Source organism: Rhodoferax saidenbachensis, assembly GCF_001955715.1.
GTDB lineage: Bacteria > Pseudomonadota > Gammaproteobacteria > Burkholderiales > Burkholderiaceae_C > Allorhodoferax > Allorhodoferax saidenbachensis.
In genome coordinates, this window is the sequence record NZ_CP019239.1 from 1,019,001 (window position 1) to 1,045,363 (window position 26,363).

General features: G+C 63.2%; 26 protein-coding genes. 8 read left to right on the plus strand and 18 right to left on the minus strand.

What is annotated here, in order from left to right; all coding sequences use genetic code 11:
• Positions 1-15: 15 nt before the first annotated feature.
• From RS694_RS04885 to RS694_RS04915, 7 genes are all read left to right on the plus strand, one after another.
• A complete protein-coding gene (locus tag RS694_RS04885; RefSeq protein WP_029709319.1) occupies positions 16-948 on the plus strand; it encodes a LysR family transcriptional regulator in 933 nt (310 codons plus the stop codon).
• A gap of 12 nt (positions 949-960) precedes the next feature.
• Positions 961-2,511 carry an ABC transporter ATP-binding protein gene (locus RS694_RS04890; protein ID WP_029709321.1) on the plus strand — a complete coding sequence of 517 codons (1,551 nt, stop codon included), beginning with the start codon at positions 961-963 and terminating at the stop codon, positions 2,509-2,511.
• Complete coding sequence (locus RS694_RS04895) at positions 2,504-3,598, plus strand: ABC transporter permease (RefSeq protein WP_029709322.1); 1,095 nt, start codon at positions 2,504-2,506, stop codon at positions 3,596-3,598. Before RS694_RS04890 ends, RS694_RS04895 begins: the two co-directional genes overlap by 8 nt.
• On the plus strand, positions 3,598-4,518 hold the full coding sequence (locus RS694_RS04900; RefSeq protein ID WP_029709324.1) for an ABC transporter permease: 921 nt from the start codon (positions 3,598-3,600) through the stop codon (positions 4,516-4,518). Before RS694_RS04895 ends, RS694_RS04900 begins: the two co-directional genes overlap by 1 nt.
• Before the next feature lie 45 nt (positions 4,519-4,563).
• Positions 4,564-5,718, plus strand: coding sequence for a BMP family ABC transporter substrate-binding protein (locus RS694_RS04905; RefSeq protein ID WP_029709325.1), 1,155 nt, complete (start codon positions 4,564-4,566; stop codon positions 5,716-5,718).
• A gap of 75 nt (positions 5,719-5,793) precedes the next feature.
• Positions 5,794-6,789 (plus strand): aromatic ring-hydroxylating dioxygenase subunit alpha, encoded by a 996-nt coding sequence (locus RS694_RS04910; protein ID WP_029709326.1) that lies wholly within the window; start codon positions 5,794-5,796, stop codon positions 6,787-6,789.
• On the plus strand, positions 6,789-7,841 hold the full coding sequence (locus RS694_RS04915) for an adenosine deaminase (RefSeq protein ID WP_029709327.1): 1,053 nt from the start codon (positions 6,789-6,791) through the stop codon (positions 7,839-7,841). The genes RS694_RS04910 and RS694_RS04915 overlap by 1 nt, the downstream gene beginning before the upstream one ends.
• Here the strand turns inward: RS694_RS04915 and RS694_RS04920 are convergent.
• The 5 genes from RS694_RS04920 to RS694_RS04940 all read right to left on the minus strand — a co-directional run bounded on the left by RS694_RS04920 (position 7,834) and on the right by RS694_RS04940 (position 13,332).
• The gene (locus tag RS694_RS04920; protein ID WP_051392084.1) at positions 7,834-9,342 is read right to left on the minus strand and encodes an aminotransferase-like domain-containing protein; all 1,509 of its coding nucleotides are present in this window, start codon (positions 9,340-9,342) and stop codon (positions 7,834-7,836) included. The genes RS694_RS04915 and RS694_RS04920 overlap by 8 nt on opposite strands.
• A 513-nt stretch (positions 9,343-9,855) precedes the next feature.
• Positions 9,856-10,650, minus strand: a complete 795-nt coding sequence (locus tag RS694_RS04925; RefSeq protein ID WP_076069411.1) for a tetratricopeptide repeat protein — start codon at positions 10,648-10,650, stop codon at positions 9,856-9,858.
• A 55-nt stretch (positions 10,651-10,705) separates the two neighbouring features.
• A complete protein-coding gene (locus tag RS694_RS04930; protein WP_029709331.1) occupies positions 10,706-11,341 on the minus strand; it encodes a flavin reductase family protein in 636 nt (211 codons plus the stop codon).
• A gap of 35 nt (positions 11,342-11,376) precedes the next feature.
• On the minus strand, positions 11,377-12,489 hold the full coding sequence (locus tag RS694_RS04935) for a BMP family ABC transporter substrate-binding protein (RefSeq protein ID WP_029709332.1): 1,113 nt from the start codon (positions 12,487-12,489) through the stop codon (positions 11,377-11,379).
• A gap of 57 nt (positions 12,490-12,546) precedes the next feature.
• Entirely contained in the window at positions 12,547-13,332 is a 786-nt protein-coding gene (locus tag RS694_RS04940) for a GntR family transcriptional regulator (RefSeq protein WP_076069413.1), read from the minus strand.
• Between the two features lie 172 nt (positions 13,333-13,504).
• Between RS694_RS04940 and RS694_RS04945 the strand changes: the two genes are divergently transcribed.
• Complete coding sequence (locus RS694_RS04945) at positions 13,505-14,578, plus strand: DUF1989 domain-containing protein (RefSeq protein WP_051392086.1); 1,074 nt, start codon at positions 13,505-13,507, stop codon at positions 14,576-14,578.
• Positions 14,579-14,608: 30 nt separating this feature from the next.
• Here the strand turns inward: RS694_RS04945 and RS694_RS04950 are convergent, their stop codons facing one another.
• The 13 genes from RS694_RS04950 to RS694_RS05010 all read right to left on the minus strand — a co-directional run bounded on the left by RS694_RS04950 (position 14,609) and on the right by RS694_RS05010 (position 26,362).
• Positions 14,609-15,313 (minus strand): GntR family transcriptional regulator, encoded by a 705-nt coding sequence (locus RS694_RS04950; RefSeq protein ID WP_029709335.1) that lies wholly within the window; start codon positions 15,311-15,313, stop codon positions 14,609-14,611.
• Complete coding sequence (locus RS694_RS04955) at positions 15,313-15,999, minus strand: cysteine hydrolase family protein (protein WP_029709336.1); 687 nt, start codon at positions 15,997-15,999, stop codon at positions 15,313-15,315. Before RS694_RS04955 ends, RS694_RS04950 begins: the two co-directional genes overlap by 1 nt.
• Positions 15,996-17,669 carry an ABC transporter ATP-binding protein gene (locus tag RS694_RS04960; RefSeq protein ID WP_051392088.1) on the minus strand — a complete coding sequence of 558 codons (1,674 nt, stop codon included), beginning with the start codon at positions 17,667-17,669 and terminating at the stop codon, positions 15,996-15,998. The genes RS694_RS04955 and RS694_RS04960 overlap by 4 nt, the downstream gene beginning before the upstream one ends.
• Positions 17,666-18,391 carry a biuret amidohydrolase gene (gene biuH / locus RS694_RS04965; protein ID WP_051392089.1) on the minus strand — a complete coding sequence of 242 codons (726 nt, stop codon included), beginning with the start codon at positions 18,389-18,391 and terminating at the stop codon, positions 17,666-17,668. The genes RS694_RS04960 and biuH overlap by 4 nt, the downstream gene beginning before the upstream one ends.
• A 24-nt stretch (positions 18,392-18,415) precedes the next feature.
• Complete coding sequence (locus RS694_RS04970) at positions 18,416-19,333, minus strand: ABC transporter permease (RefSeq protein WP_029709339.1); 918 nt, start codon at positions 19,331-19,333, stop codon at positions 18,416-18,418.
• Positions 19,330-20,424 (minus strand): ABC transporter permease, encoded by a 1,095-nt coding sequence (locus tag RS694_RS04975; RefSeq protein WP_029709341.1) that lies wholly within the window; start codon positions 20,422-20,424, stop codon positions 19,330-19,332. Before RS694_RS04975 ends, RS694_RS04970 begins: the two co-directional genes overlap by 4 nt.
• 24 nt (positions 20,425-20,448) lie before the next feature.
• Complete coding sequence (locus tag RS694_RS04980; protein ID WP_029709342.1) at positions 20,449-21,567, minus strand: BMP family ABC transporter substrate-binding protein; 1,119 nt, start codon at positions 21,565-21,567, stop codon at positions 20,449-20,451.
• Positions 21,568-21,687: 120 nt separating this feature from the next.
• On the minus strand, positions 21,688-22,062 hold the full coding sequence (hpxZ, locus tag RS694_RS04985; protein ID WP_029709343.1) for an oxalurate catabolism protein HpxZ: 375 nt from the start codon (positions 22,060-22,062) through the stop codon (positions 21,688-21,690).
• Between the two features lies 1 nt (position 22,063).
• Complete coding sequence (locus tag RS694_RS04990; RefSeq protein ID WP_241464179.1) at positions 22,064-23,473, minus strand: AtzE family amidohydrolase; 1,410 nt, start codon at positions 23,471-23,473, stop codon at positions 22,064-22,066.
• Entirely contained in the window at positions 23,470-23,691 is a 222-nt protein-coding gene (locus RS694_RS04995) for an AtzG-like protein (protein WP_029709346.1), read from the minus strand. The genes RS694_RS04990 and RS694_RS04995 overlap by 4 nt, the downstream gene beginning before the upstream one ends.
• Positions 23,688-24,509, minus strand: coding sequence for an ABC transporter ATP-binding protein (locus tag RS694_RS05000; protein ID WP_029709347.1), 822 nt, complete (start codon positions 24,507-24,509; stop codon positions 23,688-23,690). The genes RS694_RS04995 and RS694_RS05000 overlap by 4 nt, the downstream gene beginning before the upstream one ends.
• Positions 24,506-25,342 carry an ABC transporter permease gene (locus RS694_RS05005; RefSeq protein ID WP_029709348.1) on the minus strand — a complete coding sequence of 279 codons (837 nt, stop codon included), beginning with the start codon at positions 25,340-25,342 and terminating at the stop codon, positions 24,506-24,508. The genes RS694_RS05000 and RS694_RS05005 overlap by 4 nt, the downstream gene beginning before the upstream one ends.
• 3 nt (positions 25,343-25,345) lie before the next feature.
• Positions 25,346-26,362 carry an ABC transporter substrate-binding protein gene (locus RS694_RS05010; protein WP_029709349.1) on the minus strand — a complete coding sequence of 339 codons (1,017 nt, stop codon included), beginning with the start codon at positions 26,360-26,362 and terminating at the stop codon, positions 25,346-25,348.
• Between the last annotated feature and the right edge of the window lies 1 nt (position 26,363).

The following is a 26,363-nucleotide window of genomic DNA, read 5'->3' on the forward strand; positions in this document are numbered from 1 at the left end:
AATCCACGCACCCGTATGAGAGACCAATCCCTTTTCGACAAGATCGACCTTCATTTGATAAGGGTCCTCCATACCGTGTTGACAGAACGCAGTGTTTCCCGGGCAGCGATCCGGCTGGGCATGCACCAGCCGGCGGTCAGTGCTTCCCTCAAACGCTTGCGCGACTTCGCGGAGGACCCCCTGTTGGTGCGTTCCGGCGCTGGCATGGTGCCCACCGAGACCGGTTTGCGCATGCTGGAGCCCAGTGCCAGCATATTGCGTGCCGCCGAAATGCTGTTCTCCGACGCGCGCGGTTTTGACCCCGCCACCGCACGCACCACCTTTCGCGTGGCGGCCAGCGACTACCTCGATCCGCAATTTTTGCCCCGACTGGTAGCCCAGATCAAGATCCAGGCGCCGCTGGCTGAAATCGAGATCCACCCGCTGTCCGGTGGCTCCGACTACCGCACCCAACTGGCGCAGGGGGAGGTGGATGTGGTCATCGGCAACTGGCTCTCGCCTCCGCAAGACCTGCACCTGGGCCGCCTGTTTGGCGACGAGGTGGTGTGCCTGGTATCCAAAAAACACCCGGCCGCGCGCCGTGGTTGGGACCAGGCATCTTGGCTGGAGGCGGAACACATTGCCCCGAGTGCTACCCACCCGGGCGCCAAGGGCGTGATTGACGAACATCTGGCTTCGCTGGGTCTGCAGCGGCACATCGTGGCGCGCTGCCCGCATTTCGGCCTGATTCCGGGCATGGTGGCATCAACCTTGCTGGTGTTGACCACCGGGCGGCAGTACTGCGAGCGTTTTGTGGACAGCCTGCCCCTGAAGATACTGCCTTGCCCCGTCGCCTTTCCCCGCATGATGTATTACCAGTTATGGCACACACGCACCCACACCTCAGCCTCCAGTCGCTGGCTGCGCGAGCGTGTAAAGTCGGTGGCGGCAGATCTGAAAAAAGAGTGAGACATCCCTAGCATGGCCCCTATTTCCTCTGTAACCCGACTGCAGCTCACCGGTATCACCAAGGCCTACCCCAGCGTGGTGGCCAACAGCGATATCAACCTGACCGTGATGCCCGGCGAAACCCATGCGGTGCTGGGCGAAAACGGCGCCGGCAAGTCCACGCTGATGAAGATCATCTACGGTTCGGTCAAGCCCGATGCCGGCCGCGTGATGTTCAACGGCCAGATCGCCCACATCCGCAACCCCAAGGAAGCGCGGGCCCTGGGCATCAGCATGGTGTTCCAGCACTTCAACCTGTTTGACACCATCACCGTGGCCGAGAACGTCTGGCTGGGCCTGGACAAGTCGCTGAGCCTGGCCGAAGTCACCCAAAGCATTGCCGCCAAGGCTGCCGAATACGGGCTGGACATCGACCCCAGCCGCCCGGTGCACACGCTGAGCGTGGGCGAGATGCAGCGCGTGGAAATCATCCGCGCACTCTTGACCAACCCGCAACTGCTGATCCTGGACGAACCCACCTCGGTGCTGACGCCACAGGCGGTGGAAAAGCTGTTTGTGGTGCTCAAGAAGCTGGCGTCTGAGGGCTGCAGCATTCTCTACATCAGCCACAAGCTCCATGAAATCCGCGAGCTGTGCAATGCCTGCACCGTGCTGCGCGGTGGTGTGGTCACCGGCGTGTGCAACCCTGCTGAAGAATCCAATGCCTCACTTTCGCGCCTGATGATTGGTGCCGAGCCGCCCCAACTCGAACACCGCCCGCAGAAAACCGGTGCCACGGTGCTCTCCGTCAAGAACCTGCGCCTGGCCCGTGAAGACCAGTTTGGTGTCGATCTGGACGGCATTGACCTCGACGTCAAAGCCGGTGAGGTGGTCGGCATCGCCGGTGTTTCGGGCAACGGACAAAAAGAGCTGCTCTACGCACTGTCGGGCGAAGACTGTCGCTCGCCCAAGGGCAGCATCACCATGGGCCAGACCGATGTGTCGGCCCTGCACCCGGGTGGTCGCCGCAATCTGGGGCTGCACTTTGTGCCTGAGGAGCGATTGGGCCGCGGTGCTGTGCCCACGCTGAGCCTGGCGCACAACCTGCTGCTCACGCGCACCGAATCCATTTCTTTCCCGCGGTTTGCCGGCGGCTGGATCCGCGTGAAGCAACTCGAAGAACATGCGGCACGCCTGATCAAGGGGTTCAACGTCAAGGCCGGTGGCCCGCAGGCCGTGGCGCGGTCACTGTCGGGTGGCAACCTGCAAAAGTACATTGTCGGCCGCGAGATCGATGCCAAGCCCAAATTGTTCATCGTGTCCCAGCCCACCTGGGGTGTGGACGTGGGCGCAGCGGCGCAGATCCGCGGTGAAATCCTGGCGTTGCGTGACGCGGGCTGTGCGGTGTTGGTGGTCAGTGAAGAGCTGGACGAGCTGTTTGAAGTGTGTGACCGCCTGCATGTGATTGCACGTGGCCGGTTGTCACCTTCAGTGCCAATGGCAGAGGCCACGGTAGAAAAAATTGGAGAGTGGATGAGCGGTCTGTGGGACAACCAAAAAGCGACTGAGGTGCAACATGCCTAATGTGCGCCTCAAGCTCGAAGCCCGCCCGCAGCCGTCTGCGTTCTGGAGTTATGGCTCGCCCGTGCTGGCGCTGCTGTGCACGGTCATCATTGGAGTCATCTTATTCATGGTGCTGGGCAAAGACCCGGTGCGGGGCCTGCAGGTGTTTTTCTGGGAACCCATCAAGTCCGGCTATGCCCTGGGGGAACTGGTGGTCAAGGCCACGCCGCTGTTGCTGATTGCGCTGGGCCTGGCCGTGTGTTTCCGCTCCAATGTCTGGAACATCGGTGCCGAAGGCCAGTACATTCTGGGCGCGGTCACCGCGAGTGGTGTGGCGCTGCTGGCCGAGCCGGGCACTGGGGGCTGGATCGTGGTGCCGATTGTGCTGGCCGGAATACTGGGCGGCATGTTCTGGGCCGGTATCACTGCCTTTTTGCGTGACCGCTTCAACGCCAACGAAATTTTGGTCAGCCTGATGCTAGTCTACGTGGCCGTACAGGTGCTGGGTTATCTGGTCTACGGACCCTGGAAAGACCCCAATGGCTACAACTTTCCGCAGACCAAAACCTTTGACCTCGCCACCCGCATTCCCCGCCTGTTTGAGGGTTCGCGCATGAGCATTGGCGTGCTGCTGGCCCTGGCGGGTGTGGCGGGTATGTGGATCTTCCTGTTTCGCACGCGTTCCGGCTTTGCCCTGCAGGTGGGTGGGCTGGCACCGGCAGCTTCGCGTTACGCCGGGTTTTCTTCGCGCCGCGCGTTGTGGACGGCGCTGCTGGTGTCTGGCGGTATGGCCGGTCTGGCCGGTGCGCTGGAGGTGGCGGGGCCGATTGGTCAGCTCACGCCCTATGTGCCGGCAGGTTACGGTTTTGCCGCCATCATCGTGGCCTACGTGGGGCGGCTGCACCCGGTGGGCATGGTGTTCTCGGCGGTGCTGATGAGCATGTTCTATATCGGCGGTGAGCTGGCCCAGTCGCGCCTGGGGTTGCCCAAGTCGCTGACCGGGGTGTTCCAAGGCTTGTTGCTGTTTACCTTGCTGGCTTGCGACACGCTGGTGAACTACCGCCTGAAGTGGGTGACACCACAAGTAGCGCCCAAGGGAAGCAAATAATGGAATCCTATGCACTCCTGATCGCCGCCACGCTGAACGCGGGCACCGTACTGGCCATCGCCTCGCTGGGCCTGCTGATCAATGAAAAGGCCGGCATTGTGAACCTAGGTGCCGAGGGCATGATGCTGTGCGCCGCCATTGCCGGCTTTGCCACCGTGGTGCACACCGGCAGCGATGTCATGGGTTTCCTCGCCGGCATGGGCGCAGGTGCCCTGATGGCCGCCATCTTTGGCGGGTTGGTGATCTGGCTCAACACCAACCAGTACGCCACCGGCTTGGCGCTCAGTCTTTTTGGCGCAGGGTTTTCCGCGTTTGCCGGTATCTCCTATGTGCAGGAAAAAATCCCTGAGCGCCCCAGCTTTGCCGTGCCCTACCTGTCCGACATCCCATTGCTGGGCTCGGCCCTGTTTCGCCAGCATCCGCTGGTGTACCTGACCGTGGCCTTTGCCCTGGCCCTGATCTGGTGGCTGTACCGCACGCGTTCCGGCCTGATCCTGCGCAGCGTGGGCGAAAGCCCCGAGTCTGCCCATGCACTGGGTTACCCGGTGCGGCTGATCCGCCTGGGGGCGGTGGTGCTGGGAGGCGCCTTGTGCGGCCTGGCGGGCGCCTATATTTCCGTTATTTACACACCCCTGTGGGTGGAGGGCATGGTGGCTGGCAAGGGCTGGATCGCCCTGGCGCTCACCACCTTTGCCACCTGGCGCCCGGCGCGGGTGCTGTTGGGGGCCTATTTGTTTGGTGGCGTGACCATGCTGCAGTTCCACCTGCAAGGCATTGGTGTCGAAGTCCCCAGCCAGTTCCTGACCATGCTGCCTTACGTCGCCACCATCGTGGTGTTGGCCCTGATCTCACGCAATCCGCGCTGGATTCGGATTAACATGCCAGCTTCCATTGGCAAACCGTTTTATCCGGGCTCCTGATTTTTGACCCCTGCGTTTTTTCTCTCGTTTATTAAAGGAAGTGACATGACAGATCTGCAAAAGCGTTCATTACTCAAGGTGGCAGCGCTCACCGCGGTGGCCACGGCTGCCCTGGTGGGTTGCGGCAAGAAGGAAGAGCCGGCACCTGCTCCCGCGCCCGCACCGGCTGCGGCCGCTCCCGCCAAGCCTGCGCCTCTGAAGATTGCCTTCGCCTACGTCGGCCCTGTCGGTGACGGCGGCTGGACTTTCGCCCATGACAATGGTCGCAAGGCGCTGGAAAAGGAATTTGGCGACAAGATCGTGACCTCCTTTGTGGAAAACGTGCCTGAGTCGGCCGATGCCGAACGCGTGATCCGCGAAATGGCCAGCAGCGGCAACAAGCTGATTTTCGGCACCACCTTCGGTTACATGGAGCCCATCCAGAAGGTCGCACCTGAATTCAAGGACGTGAAGTTCGAACACGCCACCGGCTATAAGCAGGGCGAGAACATCCGCACTTACGACAGCCGCACCTACGAAGGCGCGTACATGGCAGGTGTGATCGCCGGCAAGATGAGCAAGACTGGCACGCTGGGCGTGGTGGCTTCCATCCCAATTCCCGAAGTGATCCGCAACATCAACAGCTTCACCCTGGGCGCCCAGAGCAGCAACCCCAAGATCAAGACCAAAGTGGTGTGGGTGAACGGCTGGTTTGACCCACCCAAGGAAACCGAAGCTGCGACTTCGCTGATCAACGGTGGCGCCGACGTTCTGTTCCAGAACACCGACTCTCCCGCGGTGCTGAAGACCGCTGAATCCAAGGGCAAACGCGCCTTCGGTTGGGATTCCGACATGACCGCCTACGGCCCCAAGGCCCACTTGGCCTCTTCCGTGATCAACTGGGGTCCTTACTACATCCAGGCCACCAAAGCGGCACTGGACGGCTCCTGGAAGGGTGGCACAGGTTCCTGGCTCGGTGTGAAGGACGGTGCCATTGACATCGTTTCCATCGCCGAAGACGTGCCTGCTGAAACCAAGGCCAAGATCGACGAGATCAAGAAGGGCTTGACCGATGGCAGCTTCGCCATCTGGAAAGGTCCTCTGAAGGACAACACCGGCAAGGACATCCTGAAAGACGGCGAAACCGCTGACGACAAGTTCCTCTCCGGCGTGAACTTCTACGTCAAGGGCGTGGAAGGCAAGGTTCCCGGCGCCAAGTAATTGGCGGTGGAATAAACCCAAGGGCCGCCCACGAGCGGCCCTTTTTTGTTGTGGTCTGAAACAAGGAATTGAGGCATGGACTCCGCGGACAAGGAAAACACACTGTGGCATCCGGTGGCGCTGGCACACGAGGTGGCGCAAGCGCCGCTGGCCGTGCGTCTGCTGGACCAGGCGGTGGTGTTGTGGCGCGATACCGCGCAGCAGGTCCACGCCTGGGCCGACCAGTGCCCGCACCGTGGCGCCCAGCTGTCGCTGGGCCGCGTCTGTGGCGACCGGCTGGAGTGCCCGTACCACGGCTGGCAGTTTGGCAGCATCGGCCAGTGTGTGCACGTGCCTGCCTTGCCCCAGTTTGTGCCGCCCGCCACGCACACGGCGCGCACTTTTTCTGCCTGTGAGCGCTATGGCCTGGTCTGGGTGGCTCTGCAGGCGGATGCCGACGAAATGCATATACCCGCCTTTGCCGCAGAGACCGATGTACAACTGCGCACCGTGAACTGCGGCCCCTACGATGTGGCGACCAGCGCGCCGCGCATCGTCGAAAATTTTCTGGACATGGCGCACTTTGGATTTGTGCACGACGGCTGGTTGGGTATGCGCGAAGCCACCGCCATTGACGATTACACCGTAGAGGCCACACCCAACGGCCTGCGCGCCACCCAATGCAAGGCCTGGCAGCCGCAGAGCAATGTGCACTCCACCGCGCCGGCGCAAGTGGAATACACCTACGAGGTGCTGGCGCCGTACACCGCCGTGCTGACCAAGGTGCCCGATGCCGCCAGTGTGGCGGTGCAGGGCTTTCGCGAGTCGATTGGTCTGTTCATCTGTCCTGTCACGCCCGAGAGCAGCCGCGTCTGGTTTCGCCTGGCCATGGCCGACTTTGACAGCCCGGACAAAAAATTGCAGGATTTCCAGCACACCATCTTCATGCAGGACAAGCCAGTGCTGGAATCACAACGCCCCCGGCGTTTGCCGCTGGATGTGCGCGCCGAAGTACACACCGCGGCAGACCGGGCATCGTCGGCCTACCGCCGCTTTTTGAAACAACAAAACATTATTTTTGGAGTCTGCTGATGGCCTCTACACACCCCTCCGTCCAACCCGTTGCCGCAGACCGCATGCCAGCCCTGTTGCGCGCCATGCCCAAAGCCGAGCTGCATATGCACATCGAAGGATCGCTGGAGCCAGAGCTGATGTTCGCATTGGCCAAACGCAACCACGTGCCGCTGCGCTTCCCCAGCGAGCAGGCGCTGCGCGACGCCTATGTGTTCAACAACCTGCAGGAGTTTCTGGACATTTACCACGAAGGCACCATGGTGCTCAAGACCGAGCAGGATTTCTACGACATGACGTGCGCCTACCTGGCCCGCGCGCAGGCCGACAACGTGCTGCACACGGAGATCTTCTTTGACACGCAGACGCACACCGGCCACGGTCTGAGCGCGGAGGTGGTCATCAACGGTCTGTACCGCGCCTGTGCCGATGCGCCCGCCAAGTTCGGCATGACGGCCTCGCTGATCCTGTGCTTCCTGCGCCACCTGAGTGAAGAAGAGGCCTTTGAATGCCTGGAGCAGGCGCTGCCGCTGCGCGACAAGATCGTCGGCATCGGTTTGGCGTCCAGCGAAGTGGGCCACCCGCCCGAGAAGTTTGCCAAGGTCTATGCGCGCGCCAAACAACTGGGCTTCCGCCTGGTGGCCCATGCGGGCGAAGAAGCACCCCCGGCCTACATCTGGAGCGCGCTCGATGTGCTCAAGGTCGAGCGCATCGACCATGGTGTGCAGGCCATCCATGACGCCGCGCTGATGCAGCGCCTGGCCAAAGACCGTATCCCGCTGACGGTGTGCCCACTGTCCAACCTCAAGTTACGCGTGTTTCCCACACTGGCGCAGCACAACATTGGAGCCATGCTGGACGCCGGCATCATGGCCACGGTCAACTCCGACGACCCGGCCTACTTCGGCGGCTACATCAACGAGAACTTCACCCAGACCTTTGCGGCGCTGGGCCTGACGGCACAACATGCCTATACGCTGGCACGCAACAGCTTTGACGCTAGCTTCATCGATGCGAGCCTGCGAGCCAAATACCTGGAGCGGCTGGACGCGGCGTTTGAGACGTTCAGGTAGGCGCCTGGGTTTCCAGCAGTGTCGTCACGATCTGCCCCAACCGGCGCAGGCCCTGTTCCACGTCCTGCTGTTGCGGCCAGCCGCAGTTGATGCGCAGGTAGGGGTCAAAGCGCAGGCTGTTGGAAAACATCTGCCCCGGCGTGACCAGAATCTGCTGCGCCAGGGCTGCATCAAACACGCGCCGACTGGACAGTTTTTGCGGTAATTCCACCCAGAGTGACAGGCCGCCATCCGGCACATTCAGGCGCGTGCCTTCGGGGAAGTAGCTGGCAATGGCCTGCGCTGTCGTTTCACGTTGGACATGCAGGCTGCTGCGCAGGCGGCGCAAATGGCGGTCATAGGCAGGTGAGGCCATGTAGTCTGCTAGGGCCAGCTGTGACAACTCCTCGTTGCTGCGGGTCTGGCTGAACTTCAGCATCTCCACCCGCGCTTGCCAGCGACCTGCAGTCATCCAGCCCACCCGCGCACCGGGCGCCAGTATCTTGTGCAGCGAGGCGCAATAAATCACATTGCCTGTGGTGTCCCAGGATTTCATCGCCCGCAAGGGGGTGTCACCACGGGTGCTTTCGTTGACCAGCTCGCTGTAAGTGTCGTCTTCGATGAGGGCGATGCCTTGGCGCTCGCAGAGCTGCACCAGCCCTTGTTTGTGCGCGTCCGGCATGATGCTGCCCAGCGGGTTTTGCAAATGCGGTACCACCACCACGGCCTTGATGTTGTCGTAGGTCTGCATCGCCATTTCCAGCGCGTCCAGCGAGATACCGGTCTGCGGGCTGGTGGGTATTTCCAGCGCACGCAGGCCCTGCGCCTCCAGAACCTGCAGCAGGCCATAGAAGGTGGGCGATTCCACCGCAATGGTGTCCCCGGGCTGGGCCACGGCGCGCAGTGCCAGGTTCAGCGCCTCAATGCAGCCATTGGTGACCTGCACCTCGTCAGGTGACAAAGTGACGCCCAGACTCAGCGCGCGTTTGGCCAGTACCGCACGAAACACCGCGTTGCCGCGCGGGGACGAGGCCGATACCAACAGTTGGGGGTGCGTGCGCAGCACCCGCATGGCGGCCAGTTTCAGGGCCTCGGCCGGGTAGAGCTCGGGCGCGCAGCGCGCCACGGCCAGATTGGTCTTGACCATCTGCAGCCGGCCACGTGCGATGAAGTCGGATACCCGGGCGTGGATGCCGACGTACTGTGCCGGGTCGGGCGTGACGTCCATGCGTGGCTCGCTCACCGTGGCCAGCGTGTTGCGCAAGGGCCTGCGCACAAAGTAGCCGGAGCGCGGTCGCGCCTCCAGCCAACCTTCGCTTTCCAGTTGCCGACTCAACTGCATGGCCGTGGACAGACTGACCTCGTGTTGGCGCATCAGGCTGCGCAACGAGGGCATACGGTCGCCCACGACCAGCGAACCCGCCTGAATGGCGCCACGGTAGTGCGTCGCAAGGCGCTGGTAGATAGGCGCTGTTGCGGGCTGGTGGGGGCGACTTGTGGCGGTGGTCAATGCAGTGTCCATGGCCCATATTCCTAGATCTGCGGTGTAGAGAACAGATACAGATTTGTCAAAACCGTACCGTAACAGATGCCCGGTGCGGTGTCTGTTCTGGCGAAGACAGTGCGTCGCTGTGCCTGTTGCGAATGTGGGGCGACGCCTACGATTTCCCCTGTGCCCAAGCCCCATCGGACCGGGCCTTTAACGCAGAAAACAGGAGGTCGTGTATGCAAAGACGCTCAGGATCATCATTCCAAATCTATCAGCGCACGCTGGCCCGAGGGCAATCCCTGTTCGAGAAGATGCCGCGGGGCACGGTGATCCACATCGCAGTCGGAACGGCAGTCTTGGTGCAGCGTATTCCCCTGGAGCACGCCACCCTGGTGCAGCATACGGCGATGGCGCGCGGTGCGGTGCGTGGGGTGCAGGTGTCGGGCTGGCTGGAAATCGTGGCGCAGTCAGATGCCGAACTGGTGTTGCAGGTGCCCCAGTCTGTGTCCTTGCGGCCTTTGGCCCGCGCCCTGATGGCTTGGCTTGCTAGGGCGTTGCCGCGCTGGGCAGTGCGTCCAGCATCTGCTGTCCCACCGCCTGAAATGCGGCGTGGGGCGACTGCAGCAGTTGCGCACCCACCAGACGCTTGTAGCCCGGCGTGGCCGTGAGCGGCACTTTGCGCAACCACTCCAGTGCTTCGTCCATCTGGCCGCGCGCGGCCAGCATGCTGGCGTAGTTGTACTGGCCACGGAAGTCGCCACCGCGCGCGCCGCCTTCAAACCAGGTGAACGCGGCTGCGGTGTCTTGCGCCACCACGCGGCCGTCTTCGTAGAAAAAACCGATCTTGGTCATGGACTTGGCGTGGCCCAGCGCTGCAGCCTTGCGGTACCACTGCAGGGCTTCTGCAGGGTTCTGCTTCACGCCCTGGCCCGTGGCCAGCAGGTTGGCGTAGTTGTACATGCCCGCGTCCAGCCCCATGTGGGCGGCCTGGCGGTACCAGTTGGCGGCAGCAAAGTTGTCGGCGTCCGCACCCCAGCCATTCTCGAAACAGCGGCCAGCCATGTTGATGCCCATGGGGTGGCCTTGTGCTGCGGCCTTCAGAAACCAGGCCAGCGCGCCCACGGGGTCACGGTCGAGACCGTGGCCGTTCAGCAGCCACTGGCCCAGGATGGTCTGGGCATCGGCGTGGCCCAGGCGGGCACTGTGCAACATCCACTCTGCGGCCGCTACCGGCTCTGCCGCAGTGGCGGCACGCCAATCGGCGGGTGTCAGGGCAGACGCCTGCTCAAGCGTATCGGGAAGCGGTGGCAGTGGGGAAGGGGCAGCAGAAGGCGAGGACATGCGAACGATTCAAATAGGAACTGTTCTCAATTATGCCAAGCTTGTCCTTGTCTGTTTAGAGTTCGTCGATGGGCGTGACCGTGGCGTCGGCCGCGCCGGGGTCGGCAATCGCAAAGCGGTCGTTTGTTTTTACATAGAAGCTCGCGCCAAAGCGGCCCACCGGGTGGTAGTCCTGCAGGCGTACGCGCCAGGTCTCGGTGTCGATCAGGCCATCACGCGCATGCATCCACAGCACCTTGCCGATGAAGATCTGCCGGCTCGCGGTTTCCAGCGTTTCCCACAGCGTGCATTCAAAGGCCACGGGCGCTTCGACGATGCAGGGCGGTGCCACGGCTTTGGAGGGCCGCACATGCAGGCCCACACGGTCCAGTTCACTCACATCGGGCGGCAGACGCTCGCCGCAGCGGTGCATCTTGTCGGCCATGGCCTCGTCGGTCATGTGTACGACAAACTCCTTGGTGCGCACGATGTTGGCGGCCGTGTCCTTCAACGCGCCGTTGTCCAGCCGGTTGATGCTGACCATCACGATGGGCGGCTCTTCGCCCAGCATGTTGAACATGCTGAACGGGGCGGCGTTGATGACGCCGTTGGCGCCCACCGTGGTGATCAGTGCAATAGGCCTGGGAACGATCAGGCTCGCCATCAGCTTGTAGCGTTGGTATTCCGTGAGCTCGGCGAAATTGATGTCCATAGGGCCTATTGCTTGTCAGTTTGCGTGTCAGGTGTTCAGAGAGAACCGACCACACCTTCCACCAGGTAGTCCATGTGGTCCAGGAAGGGATCGTACAGACCGTAGCTCTTGTCGATGACGACCTTGCCGGTATTGCTCTTGATGGGGCCCACAAAGATCGGCTTGCCGGCCTTCATCTCGGCAATGGCTGCGGTGGCAGCATTGCGGGCTTTTTCGGTAGCACCGGCACCAAACGGGGTGCTCAGCACCATGTCCTTGTCGTAGCCACCAAAGAATGTGTTGGGCAGTTTTTCGCCGGCCGCGATCTTGGCCGCGAACGACTTGTACACGGTTTCCCATTTGTTCTCGGCGCCGGTGATGAAGCCTTTGGGCGCCAACTTGGCTTGCGACGCGTTATGGCCCAGGGTCTTCACGCCTTTGCGTTCGGCCGTTTCGATGACGATCTTGGGGCTGTCCACGTGGCAGGCAATCACGTCGCAGCCGGAGCCGATCAGCGAGTTGGTGGCTTCTGCCTCACGCACCGGCGCCGACCATTCGCCGGTGATTACCAGTTGCACGGTGGCCTTGGGGTTGACCTTGCGCACACCCATCATGAAGGCGTTGATGTTACGCAAAACAATTGGGATCGGTTTGGCCGCCACATAACCAATCTTGTTGCTGGTGGTGGACAGGCCGGCGGCAACGCCGTTGACATAGTGCGCCTGGTCCAGGAAGCAGAAATAGCCGCCCAGGTTCATGGGGTGTTTGTCGGCAGACCACAGCGATGTGGGGTGGCGGAACTCCACCTTGGGGTACTTCTTGGCCATGTCGATCATGAAGGGGTCAAAGTAGCCGAACGACGTGCCGAAGATCAGCGAAGCGCCGTCGGTCTGCACCATGGCTTCCAGGGTTTTGCGCACGGCCGTGGTTTCGGGCACGTTTTCTTCTTCCACCACTTTCACACCGGGCACCTGGCTCAGCGCCTTCGCGGCCACGGCATGGGCCTGGTTCCAGCCGTAGTCGTCACGCGGGCCCACGTAAATGATGCCCACCGTGGTGGTTTTGCCCTGCGCCAGCGCAGACAGCGGCGAGCCCCCCACGGCCAGCGCGGCGGCACCGGCGATGCTGCTGCCCAGAAACTGGCGACGGTCAAAAGAAGGTGATGTCATGGTGAACTCCTAAAGGTTAAGGACAGGCGGGAAGGGACGGCAAAAATGGAGGAAATGTCATGCGCCGGACGCGCGGCGTTTGGGCGCCGCTTTGCGCACGGTTTTCAGCACGGGTTGGAGCGCCACGGTGGTCTCGGGTGTGCTCAGCTCTTCGGTGTAGCGTGACAACACGCTGGACAGTTCCTGGCCGTCGTGGAACAGCTCGGGCAGCAGCGCACGTTTCTCAATACCGTGGATGTGTTCGGCCATCAACTGGATAGCGCGCTCGGTGTCTTGTTGGCGAAAGGCGTCGATCAGGCCGTGGTGCTCGCTGCAGGCGCAGTCGGACGAGTGGGGGCGCCCGTACACCGCCAGGATCAGCGAGCAGCGCGTCACCACCTCCGACAGGTAACGTTCCATCAGTGGGTTGCCCGTCATCTGCGCCAGCCGGGTGTGGAATTCACCGGCCAGCCGCACCGCCACGGGCGCTTTGCCGTCGCGTGCAGCCTGTTCTTCCTGGCGCACATGGCCTTCCAGGGCGGCGCCCATGGCGGGCTGCCAGCGTGCCATCACCATGCGCACGGCCTCGGCTTCCAGCGCGCGGCGCATCTCAAACACGGCACGGGCTTCGTCCAGGCTGGGCTGGGCCACGGTGGCGGTGCGTTTGTTGCCGATGTCGACCAGCGCCTCGGAGGACAAGCGACTCAACACCGAGCGAATTAAGGTGCGGCTCACACCAAACTGCAGTCCGAGTTGGTCTTCCGGCAACTTGGTGCCGGGGCCCAGGGCCTGTTCGATGATGGCGCGCCGAATCGACTTGTAGGCGAGGTCGGCTTTTTTTGCGGGGGTCAGTAAGTTTGGCACAGCAGGTATACAAAATGTGGTGTGCCTAGCAGCAAACTCTGTGCCAGCCATTTCATGCACTTTCGCACCATGGAGAGGCGCGGTCAGGTGGTGGTTCCGGGCGCATCTGGCATGTTCATTGCTCGCTTTCAATGCAATCACGTATACAAGATTTACACCGCAAAGGAGCACCATGCCAAGCCGCACCATCACCCTTCTGCTGAACCAGCAGCAGCTCACGCTGATCGACAACACCGTGGCGCTGGGCGCCGCGCCGGACCGCGCCGCACTGGTCAAGCGCGCCCTGAACGAGCGTGCGCTGCCTGCACCGGTGCGGCCGGTAGTGGCCGCACCCGATGTGAGCGGGCTGGACGCCACGCGCGAACTGCTGCAAGAACTGGTCATCGAGCCCGGCACCGGTAAGGCGCTGGAGTTGAAGCAAGGGCAGTTTTTGCGCATCGAGCAGATCGAGGGCGGGCAGTGCCTGGACTTCAACTGCTTCAACCTGCACGATTACAAGGAGTTCATGCACACCGGTCGCACAAGAACGGTGCACGGCCTGCTGCCCACCACGGGGCATTTCCTGTGGTCGGCTCCGCCGCGCGAGCGGGCCATGATGTATATCCAGGAAGACACGGCGCAGTGCAACGATGTGCTGTTCCCGCGCTGCAGTGCCTACCTGTATGAGTCCAGCTACGGCATGCCGGTGCACACCAACTGCCATGACATCCAGGCCGAGGCGCAGCGCGAATACGGCCTCACGCCCGACGATGTGCACGACTCGTTCAACCTGTTCATGAGCACCGAGGTGCACGGCGGGCGCGGCCACATCCAGCGCCAGCGCTCCAAGCCGGGAGACCACGTCGACCTGCTGGCGCTGATGGACCTGCTGGCGGTGCCCAATATCTGCGGCGCCGACATCATGCGCACCAGCAACTTTTCGCTCAAAGCCGTCAAGCTGCAAATCTGGCGTGCCAGTGCACGTGATCTGGCCAGCGTGCCGACCCTCACCAGTTACACCAACCAGCGCACCCCGGCCGATTTCAAACAACCCCAGATCAAGGTGGAGCGCGCCCTGCGGCGCGACCCGACCTACCAGGCCAGTTTCACCAATGTGCCGCTGCGTATCAGCCCGGTGGAGGTGCAACTGGACGAGGCCGAATACGCATCCCTCAAGCAAGCCGGGCTCGACGTCTACTACGGCGAAGACGACGGCGCTGCCCTGCGCGATGTGTTGTTCAGCTGGTGGGAGATGCAGCACCTTTAGGCCCCAAGCCCAGCAGGCACTGCAGCGGCACTAGACCTGCCGCGCCATGTGCATCTGGTGCAGCGTGATCTTGCGCACCTCGGCCTGGCTGGTGGCAATGTGCGCGCGCAGCAGCATGGCGGCCTGGTCGCCACGCTTGGCGCGTATCGCCTTGAGGATCTTGCCGTGTTCGTCGTAGGTGGCGTCAATACGCGCCTGCTTGGTGAAGTCCAACCGGCGGATGATGCGGATGCGGTCCGTCACGTCGCGGTGCACACGCGCCATTTCGGCGTTGCCTGCGGCCTCCACCAGCGTGCAGTGAAAGGCCTCGTCCCACTGGCTCACCAGTGCGGCGTCGGTGCTGCGTTCGGCCACGGGGACCAGCCAGCGCGCAATCAGGCCATCCAGCAGCGCGCGGTTTTTGGTGTTGGCGGCGTGCAGACCGTCTTCACACAAGCGGTGCGCAGCGGTGGACTCCAGCACCATGCGCAGGTCATAGAGCTGCTCGAACTTGTCAAAGTCAAAGGGCAGCACGCGCCAGCCGCTGCGGTACATGACCTCGACATAGCCTTCCTGCTGCAGGCGGGTCAACGCCTGGCGCACCGGGGTGCGTGACACGTCCAGCCGCGCGCAGACCGACTGCTCGGTAAAGCGGTCACCGGGCACCAGCCGGAATTCGGCCACATCACGCTTGAGTTGCTCGTACACCGTTTCGGCGCGCGAGATGCGTTCGGTGGTGGGTTTTGGGGTTGCCACTATGCTGCCAGCGCCGTCAACACCATCGTGCTGGGCGCGGTCCAGCCGACGATGGCACCTTGCGCGTGGATCATCTCCACGGCGGCAGCCTTGAAGTGCGGGAAATAACTCTCGGTGCAGTCCACCAGCAGCAGGCAGTCATAACCGCGGTCGTTGGCTTCGCGCATCGAGGTCTGTACACACACCTCGGTGGTCACGCCCATGAACAGCAAGTGGGTGATGGCACGTTCGGCCAGCATCTCCTGCAGACCGGTGGCATAAAACGCACCCTTGCCGGGTTTGTCGATGACGATCTCGCCGGGCATGGGCGCCAGCTCGGGAATGATCTGGTTGCCTGGCTCACCCGCCACCAGGATGCGGCCCATGGGGCCCACATCACCAATGCGCAGTTTCGGGTTGCCACGGTTGCGTTTGGCGGGAGGGCAATCTGACAGATCGGCGCTGTGCGCCTCGCGGGTGTGCACCACGGTGCCACCAGCTTTGCGCCAAGCGCTCAGCATAGTCTGGCAGGCCGGCACGATGGCCGTGAGCAGCGACACATCGTTGCCCAGGGTTTCGCCAAAGCCGCCGGGCTCTACAAAATCGCGCTGCATGTCGATGATGACCAGCGCCGTGTGGGCCACGGCAAAGTCGTAGGCAAAGGGCGTGGCGGGCAGTGAGAGAACGGGGGAGGAGGGCGAGGTCATGCGGCGGCTTTTTCAGCAGGAATGGTAGCAGTTGATGCGGTGTCGCCATGGGCGTCCCCATGCGCGCCGCCGCCCATGTGCGCGCCCAGCACGTGGCGGTCGGCGGCCGCGGCGCTGGTCTCGAACACGATACGGCCTTCGCTCATCACCACAATGCGGTCGGCCAGCTCCAGCAGTTCGTCCAGGTCTTCGCTGATCAGCAGCACACCGGCGCCCCGACCACGCACCTGGCGCAGGCGGCTGTGGATCTCGGCCACGGCGGCAAAGTCCAGCCCGAACACCGGGTTGGCGGCGATCAGCACATTGATGTCACCAGCCAGTTCGCGCGCGAGCACAGTACGCTGCACATTGCCGCCCGACAGGCTGCGGATGGGGGCGTTTTCGCCCTGGGTCTTGATGCCGTACTCGGTGATCCATGCGCGGGCGCGGGCCCGCCAGGTCGGGAAACGCAGCACGCCGCCGAACGCCGAACTCGCCAGCGGCGGCTGGTCAAAGTCGCGCAGGGCCATGTTTTCAGCGACGCTCAGGTCGCCCACGCAGGCATTGCGCAGGGGTTCTTCAGGCAGGCTGCGCACCTTGAGTTCGCGGTTCTCCTGGCGCGTGGCGAGGTAGGGTTGGCCCATGACGCTGACCTTGCCCGAGAGCCGGGTGCGTTGGCCCACCAGGGCCTCCACCAGCTCGCGTTGCCCATTGCCGGAGACACCGGCAATGCCGAGTATTTCGCCGGGCATGACGGACAGGCTTAAGGCCTGCACGGCCAGCGTGCCACGGTCGCCCAGCGCGTGCAGGTCTTCCACCTGCAATGCCGGGATGCCGGATTTTGCTATTGAATCAGGAGCTGCCTGCGCAGACTCCACGGGGGCTACAGGCACTTTTTCTTCTGAATCTGCGGTGGATGCGGATTCGCCCATCATGGCCTGCGCCAGCAGCGCGGGCGTGGTGTCGGCCACGCGGCAGTGGTGCACGGCCTTGCCCTTGCGCAGCACGGTGACCGCATCGGCATAGGCCATGACTTCGCGGAACTTGTGCGTGATGATGATGACGGTGCATTCGCCGCGCCGCGCAAAGTCGCGGATATGGCCCAGCACTTCGTCGGCCTCCTGCGGTGTCAGCACCGAGGTCGGTTCGTCCAGGATCAACAGGCGCGGCTTCAGGTACAGCTGTTTGAGCAACTCCAGCTTCTGTTTCTCGCCAGCCGCCAGGTCGGCCGGGCAGGCGTCCAGGTTCAGGCTGAACGGTGTGGTGCCTAAAAAGGCCTGCAGCTCGGCGCGCTTGGCTTTCCAGTCGACGAGGAACGGCACCTTGTCGGCTGCCAGCAGCAGGTTTTCGGCCACCGTCATGCCCGGTGCCAGCGTGAAGTGCTGGTACACCATGCCGATACCCAAGGCACGCGCGATGACGGGGTTGGCAATGTCCTGCTCGCGCCCGTCAATCATGATGCTGCCTTCTTCGGCACGCTGAAAGCCGGCCACACATTTCACCAGTGTGCTTTTGCCGGCGCCGTTTTCGCCGAGCAAGGCGTGTACGGTGCCGGGTTCGACCTTCATCGTCACGCGGTCCATGGCCGTGAAGCTGCCGAAGCGCTTGGTCAGCTCGTAAGTGTCCAGCGCCAGCGCGCCGGTCTGGGCGGGCAGGGCGCCAATGGGCGTGGTGAGGGTGGCAGAGGTCATTGAAGAATCCCTTCGACAGGCTCAGGGCGAACGGTGGTGTTGGACAGCGCTGCCAGAACAGCACTTGAGGGCGCATGAGCGCCAAACACGCCGCCCTGCATGGTGACCATCTTCAGCGCGGCGAGATGGTTGCCGTGGTCGGTGGCAGCGGTGCAGTCGGACAGCAGCAGGCACTCGAAACCGCGGTCATTGGCATCGCGCATGGTGGTGTGCACACACACGTCGGTGGTGATGCCCGCCAGCAACAGGTTGGTGATGCCGCGCGTGCGCAGCACCAGCTCCAGGTCGGTGGCGTAAAACGAGCCTTTGCCGGGTTTGTCGATCACCACCTCGCCGGGCAACGGTGCCAGCTCGGGGATGAGTTCCCAGCCCGGCTCGCCGCGCACCAGAATGCGCCCGCAGGGACCTGCGTCGCCAATGCCCACGCCGTTGGTGCCAATCTGCTGCGAGCGCCAGCGCTTGTTGGCCGGCAGGTCCGACAGGTCGGGGCGGTGTCCCTCGCGCGTGTGCATGACCGGGTAGCCCGCGGCACGCAGCGCGGCCATCAAAACCTTGAGCGGCTCGATAGGCGCGCGCGTCAGCGAGATGTCGTAGCCCATCTTGTCGACATAACCACCGGCACCGCAGAAGTCGGTCTGCATATCGATCACGATGAGGGCCGTGTTGTCAGGGCGCAGGTCGCCGTTCCAGGGCCAGGCGTAAGGGTTGGCGTGGATGTGCATGGTGCTGGCGGTGCTGTGGGTGGGTCAGCGGGAAGAGAGCTCGCCCGGGCTGCCCTGGGCCACGCTGCCGGGTTTGCACGTGATCACCAGAATCAGCAGCGTGAGCGCATACGGAACGGTGTTGAACAGGTGGTAGCCCCAGCCAATGCCCGCAGACTGCAGGGCAGGGCCAATGGCGCCCGCACCGCCAAATAGGGCGGCAGCCATGATGCAGCGCAAGGGGCTCCAGCGCGCAAAGATGACCAGTGCCACGGCAATCAGGCCCTGCCCGCTGGAGATGCCTTCGTTCCAGCTACCGGGGTAGAACAGGGTGAGGGATGCCCCGCCCAGGCCGGCAATCATGCCGCCCAGCGTGGTAGCCAGCACGCGAATGCCCACCACCGAATAGCCCAGTGCCCGTGCGGCATTGGCCGAATCACCGGCCATGCGCACCAGCAGCCCATAACGCGTGCGCTTGAAGGCCCACCACATCAGCACGGCCAGCGCCAGGCCCAGCGGCAGCAGCATGTTCACCTGCAGGGCCGAACGCACAGCGGAGGAATCACTCCAAAGCCCCAGCTCCATCGCCGGGATTTGCGGTGCCTGGGGCTGGATCAGCGGCTTGCCCAGATAAAAAGCCAAGCCAGTACCGAGCAGCATCAGTGCAATGCCAGTAGCCACGTCATTGACCCGCGCTAGCGAGCACAGCGCACCGTGCAGCGCTGCCAGCAAGCCGCCGGCCAGCGCCCCTGCCAGTACTCCCACCCAGGGCGAGCCACTGAGGTAGGCGCCACCGAATGCGGCCATGGCGGACAGCACCAGCACGCCCTCCAGGCCCAGGTTGATGCGGCCGGATTTTTCGGTCAGGCATTCGCCCAGGCTCACAAACAGAAACGGTGTGCCCACACGCAGTGCGCCGCCCACGATGCCCGCAAACAGGGCCACCCATTGGTCTGGTGTCATGATGGGGTTCCTTCGGTGGTTGTCTTGGCATCCGGGTCAGGGCCGGCCATGCGCATGAGCTTGGTCATCAGGCTCTTCCAGTTCACATCGCGCAGGGCTTCGCTGGCCAGAATCAGCACAAAAGCCATGCCCTGCAGCACCAGCACCGATGCGTCCGGCAGGCCCAGGCGGCGCTGCAGCAAACTGCCCGCAGCCCCGAAGCCCCCAAACAGAATGGCCACCGGAATGATGGCCAGCGGGTGGTGGCGCGCGATGAAGGACACCAGAATGCCGGTGTAGCCATAAAAGGCAATCAAGGACGCATTGGCATTGGTGTGCACCGCCAACACCTCGACCGAACCTGCCAGCCCGGCGCATGCGCCGCCAATGACACAGGCCGTCAAAATCAGTTGTGATGCAGGCAGGCCCATCAGCTGCGCGGTGCGCGGGTTGCCACCCACCACGCGGACCGAGAATCCCGACGCCGTCCAGCGCATCCACACGGCCAATCCCAGGCAGGCCAACACGCCCAGCACCAGGCCCCAGTGCACGTCGGTGCCGAAAATGCCGCCCATCAGCAGGGGTTCGGGCACGCTGTGGGTCGATGGTTTGTTCAGGCTGGCGGGGTCGCGCAGCGGGCCTTCCACCAGGTGCTTGAACAGGCCAATGGCAATGTAGGCCAGTAGCAGGCTGCTGATGGTCTCGTTGATGCCGCGGTACTGGCGCAGCCAGCCCGCCAGGCCCACCCATAACGCCCCCACCACGGCACCCGCAGCACACGCCACAGCGGTGCCGATGACGTTGCCGGGGAGTGGCAGGTAGTAGGCGGCTGCCGCACAGGCCAGCCCGCCCAATACCAGTGCGCCTTCACCGCCAATGACCACCAGCCCTGCACGGGCCGGTACCGCCACGCACAGCGCTGTGAGCATCAGCGGCGCGGCGCGCTGCAGGGTGTTCTGCCACGAGAACGCGTCGCCAAACGCGCCCTTGAACAAGAGCATCCATACGTCCACCGGGTTGACCCCGGCAAAGCTGACAAACACGCCAAACACGGCCAATGCCGCAGCGATGGCCAGAATGGGGAGCCCGATGTCGTACAGGGTGTCGCGCATGGCAGCTTTCGGCGGGTGCGGGTGTTAGATGGAACCGATCACGCCTTCGACCAGGTAGTTCATGCCTTCCAACGCAATGTCGGTCTGCTTGAAGCTCTTGCCTGCGGGGATCACCACGTTGCCCTTGTTGTCCTTGATCGGGCCCTTGAAGATGTCGAAAGTGCCGGCCAGCATCTGGGCCTTGGTGGCATCGGCATTTTTCTTGGCAGCGTCTGTGACCATCGCGCCGTACGGAGACATCTTCACGTAACCGTCCTTCAGGCCGCCACGCAGGAAGTTGGGGTGCGGCTTGCCGGATTGGGCGGCTTCGATCAGTGTCTTGTAGGCCGTGGTCCAGTTCCATTCGGCACCGGTGAGGTAGGCATTGGGAGCCAGCTTGGCCTGGCTGGCGTGGTAGCCACACACCATCTTGCCGCGTTTGGCTGCCGTCTCGACCACCACCTTGGGGCCGTCCACGTGCATGGTGAATACATCCACGCCCTGGTCGGCCAGGCTGTTGGTGGCTTCGGCTTCCTTGATGGCCATGGACCATTCACCGGTGAAGATCACGCTGCAAGTGATACCCGGCTTGACCGAGCGCGCGCCGAGCAGAAAGGCGTTGATGTTGCGCAGCACTTGGGGGATGGGCTTGGCGGCTACGAAGCCGATCTTGCCGCTCTTGCTCATGTGGCCGGCAATCACGCCGTTGAGGTATTGGCACTCGTCGATATAGCCAAAGAAGCTGCCCACATTCTTGGGGTGTTTGCCTTCGGTCCACAGGCCGCCACAATGCGCAAAACGCACGTCGGGGTATTTGGGGGCGAGTGCCAGGATGTGCGGGTCAAAGTAGCCGTACGAGGTGGGGATGACCAGCGAGGCACCGTCCTGCACGATCATGCCGGTCATGGTCTTTTGCACCGCAGCGGTTTCGGGCACGTTTTCTTCTTCCACCACTTTCACGCCCGCCATCTTCTTGATTTCGGCAGCGGCCTGGGCGTGTGCCTGGTTGTAGCCGTAGTCGTCGCGCGGCCCCACATAGATGATGCCCACCGTGAGCGGCTTCTGCGCCAGGGCGCTTTGGCTCCAGGCGCCGAGGGTGCCCGCAGCGCTCAGTGCGGCCAGGGATTTGAGGGTGTCGCGGCGATTCAGTTTGCTGGGGTGCATGTTCGGTTCTCCGGTGGATGGGGACGTTGAAAGGGATGCATCAAGATGGTGCTGAATAGGGAGCATTAATCTTGTATCCAAGATTGGATGCAATATGTGTGCCTGTTTGCAGGGTGCGTTTCAGCCCAGCAGGCTCACATGGGCGGCGACCACGCGCCAGCCCTGGGGTGTGCGCATCCAGGTCTGGCTTTGGCGGCCGGTTTTGGCACTGCCGAGGCGCTGGAATTCCACGTTCGCGGTGGCGAAGTCGCGGCCGTAGGTGGTGATCACGTTTTTCAGCACGGCGCGCTGCAAACCCTGTGATGGACGCCCGGCCCGGAACGCCGCAATCGCGTCATAGCCGTACAGGTTTTCGGTGGCGCCATACCGCAGCGTGTGCGGGCTGTTCCAGAACAGTTCGTCCAGCACATCGACCTGGTTGTTGACCAGTGCGTACTCATACCGTTCGCATTGCAGGGTGACTTCGGCCAGCACTTCGGGAATATTGATGTCCACGTTAAAGCTCCACAGTTTTGAGGTGTGCAATGCCAGCTGCCTGCAGCGCAAACGCCGCACGCAGCGCCAGGTCTTCGCGCCAGGGCGCGGCAATGATCTGCACGCCGATGGGCAGACCACCGGTGCCGCTGGGCCATACCGGTGCCGCCACCACGGGGCAACCGGCGAACGAGACGGGTTGGGTCAGCAGACCGATGGACGGGCGTGTGGGCATTTGCGTGCCGTTGATGTCCAGCCACTCGGAGCCCAGTACCGGCGCCGCTACCGGCGTGGCCGGCGCCAGCAACACATCCCAATGCTGGAAGAGGGCGTTGACCTTGTCGCGGTAGATGCGGCGAAAGCGCTGCGCGCGCAGGTACCAGGCGGCGGGGATCAGCGCACCGGCAATAAAGCGGTCTACCGACAGCGGCTCGAAGTCGTCGGCTTGCGTGCGCAGGTCTTCCAGATGCTGGCTGCCGCCTTCGCTGGCACTGATGATGAAAGCGGCAGCCCGGCCCAGTGCGGCGTCGGGCCACTCCACGGCGTCCATGGCACCGAGCATCTGTGCCGCGGTCTGTACGGCCTCACGTGCCGGGGCGGTGGCGAATTCATGGAAGTAGCCACCCAACAAGCCTATGCGCAAGCCTTGCACGCCTTGGTGCAGGGAGCCTACGGGCTGCACCTGCAGTGCATGGCTGCCGGGGTCCAGCGGGTCCGGGCCTTGCAGCACGTCGTAAGCCAGCGCCAGGCTCTCCACCGAATCGGCAAACGGGCCGAGGTGGTCAATGCTTTGCACAAACGGGTAGGAGCCGCGGCGCGACAGCCGCCCGAACGTGGGCTTCAGGCCCCAGATGCCGCAGAACGACGAGGGCACGCGGATCGAGCCATTGGTGTCCGAACCCAAGGCGATGCCCACCTGGCGTGCCGCCACCGCTGCGCCGCAGCCACCGGACGAACCGCCTGCCGTGCGCGTCAGGTCATGCGGGTTGTGGGTGGGGCCGTAGTGCGTGTTCTCGGTGGTGAAGCCGTAGGCGTACTCGTCCATGTTGAGTGAGCCCACCAGCACCGCACCGGCGGATTGCATTTGCGAAACCAAAAATGCGTCTTGTGCAGCGGGCGGGTTGTTGCGGTTGACCTTGGAGCCGGCACGCGTGACCTCACCGGCCACATCAAACAAATCCTTCACCGCATAGGGCACACCGGCCAGTGGGGGCAGCACCTCGCCGCGCGCACGTCTCGCGTCCACCGCGTCGGCCTCCTGCAGGGCGCGCGGGTAGCTGGTACTGGTGAAGGCGTTGATGGCGTCGTCGGTGCTGTCAATCCGCGTGATGCTGGCCAGCGTGGCCTCACGCGCGCTGATCTCGCCCGCCGCGATGGCCCGGGCCAGCGCAAAGCTGGTCATGTCACCGATCTCATCTGCTCCTGTTTTCATAGCTTATTGCGCATGTTGGATGCGGGCTGAAAGTCCAAAGGCTTGTAAATTTCGGCCAGCTCGTCGTGTGGCTCCATGGGGGCATCCAGCAGCAGCTGCGCCAGCGCGGCCGTGCGCGTCAGGTGTGCCGCCACACGCTGGGTGCGGCCTGCGTCCAGCGGCAGGCCCAGCGCGGCGGCGCTGGCCTGCACGTAGCTCAGGATTTCTGCCTCTGTCATCGGCGCACCTCGCGCTGGAAGATTTCCAGACTCAGCTTTTTGGTCTGGATGAAGCTGGGCTCGCTCAGCGTTTCCACGGTGCGTGGGCGCGGGTCGTTGTAGCGCAGGATTTCGGCCACCTTGGTCGGCCGTTTGGTCAGCAGCAGCACCTCGTCGGCCAGGTAGACGGCTTCTTCCAGGTCGTGCGAGACCAGCAGCATGGTGGTGCCGGTTTGCATGAACACCTCTTGCAGCTTCTCGCGGATGAACAGCGTCATCTCGAAGTCCAGCGCCGAGAATGGTTCGTCCAGAAACAGCACCTCGGGCTTGGGCGCAAGCGCACGCATGATGGACGCTGTTTGTTGTTGGCCACCCGAGAGTTCATAGGGGTAGCGGTTCAGGTCGAACTTGACATCAAACGAGGCCACCAGTTCGGCCATGCGGCGGTCCACCTCGGCTTTGGACTTACCCTCCAGTTTGAGGGGGTAGGCGATGTTGTCGATGGTGCGCATCCATGGGAACATGGCCTCACGGTAGTTCTGGAACACGTAGCCAATCTTGGTGTCCTTCAGCGACTTGCCGTCGAACAGGATTTCGCCGCTGTCGATGGGCACCAGCCCGGCGATCATGTTGATCAGTGTGGACTTGCCGCAACCGTTGGGCCCGAACACCGAGACGATCTTGTTCTTGGGGATGTCCAGGTCAAAGTTTTCGTACAGTGGCCAGCCCGCAAAGTACTTGGTCAGACCACGGATGGTGATGTGGGTGCCTGCGGGGCCCGGAGTGAAAACAGGGGCGGGTACATCGGCGTACACCGGGCCGTTGAGAACTGCGTTCATCTTCCACTCCAATGCACGATACGGCGCTCGGCCACTAAAAAGAGGATGTTGAGGGCGTAGCCCAGCGCACCGGCGGCCAGGATGGCGGCGTACATGGTCTTCACGTTGAGCACCTGCTGCGCGTCGATGATGCGGTGGCCCAGGCCGGCGTCTGAACCAATGAACATCTCCGCCACGATGACAATCACCAGCGCCATGGACACGGCAGAGCGCAGGCCCACAAAGGTCGGTTGCAGGCTCTCCCACACCAGCACATCGCGGAAGATTTGCCAGTTGGATGCGCCCATCACCTTGGCGGCCATGACACGCTGCTTGCGTGCGTTGATGACGCCATAGGCGCTGTTGAAGATCACGATCAAAAAGGCGCCAAAGGCTGCGATGGCCACCTTGTTGATATCGGACACACCAAAGATCAGCAGGAACAACGGGATCAGCGCCGAGCTGGGCGTGGAGCGGAAGAAATCGATCAGAAACTCCACGCTGCGGTAGGCCTTCTCGTTGCTGCCCAAGAGCACACCCAGCGGCACGCCCACCACGGCTGCAATCACAAAGGCCTGTACCGTGCGCCACACGGTTACGGCAAAGTCGGTCAACAGCGGGCCACCGAGCAAGCCGGTGACCAGCGTGGCCACGGTGGCCGACGGGGGTGGCAACAGGATGGCGCGTATCCAGCCCGCGCGCACCACGAGGTCCCAGACGATGAACAGCACCAGCGGGCCGATAAAGGGCAGCAGGCGCCCCCAGTTAATGCGCTTGGGTGCCGCGGTGGCCGCAGGCGCCGCGTCACCTGCGGCCCAGGGTTTGGTGGCAACGGGGGTGGATGCGTCAGCCATCGCTTAGCCTTTGAACAACATGGAGGCCACGTCGAGCTTCTTCTCGAACACGCCTTTTTCGGTGAACAGGTCAAAGAACTTCTGGAACGCAGCAATGTCGGCCGGTTTGAACTCGTTGTAGAGCATGTACGAGGCCAGTGGCACTTCACCCGTGAGCGGGCCTTCGATCGCGGTGTAGCCCTTGAGGTACTGGCGTGCTTCGTCGGGTTTGCTGCGCACCAGCTCGATGCCCTTGGCGTAGGCGGCGATGTATTTCTTGGCCTCTGCCGGGTATTTCTTGATGAACTCGGTGGTCAGCGTGGCCGAGCCGCCGTGCCATGGGGCCAGCGCATCGCCCAGGATGTACTTGGCAATCACGCCCGCTTCGAGCATGCGCGTGGTGCCGTTGAGGCGGCCTACCGTGCCCGTGGGCTCCAGCGTGTACACGGCGTCCACCTGGCCTGCGGCCAGCGCGGCGACGTGTTGGCCAATGGGCAACTCCATCACGGTGGCGCCGGTAGCGCCTGCGCGTTCCAGGACCACCGTGGCGAGTACCTTGTTCTGGATGCCGGGGCCGGAGGCCACGCGTTTGCCTTTGAGTTCGGCAATGCTTTTGACCGGGCTGTCCTTGGGCACCAGAAACTCATCGAGCACGTATTTGGCATTGCTCGGGTTGGTGGCGATGATCTTGAACAGACCGGGCGACGCCAGTTCACCCACGCCCAGGTTGCCCGAGCCGGTGCCGTTGGCGCTGCCGTCGCTGCGGCCGGCCAGCATGGCCTCCATCACCTGCTGCGCACCGGCGAACTTGAGCGCCTCCACGTCCAGGCCGGCTTCTTTGAAGTAGCCTTTCTCCACCGCCGCAAAGAAGGGCAAACCGGCTGCGACGGGCCAGTAGCCGATGCGAATCTTGAGGCCACTCTGGGCGCGCACGATGGCGGGTGCGGCCAGCACACCGAGTGCCGCTGCGCCGTGCTTGAGCAGGCTGCGACGCGTGGCTCCGGTGGTGATCTCGGAGGTGGGGGCTTCTTGTCGGGTCATG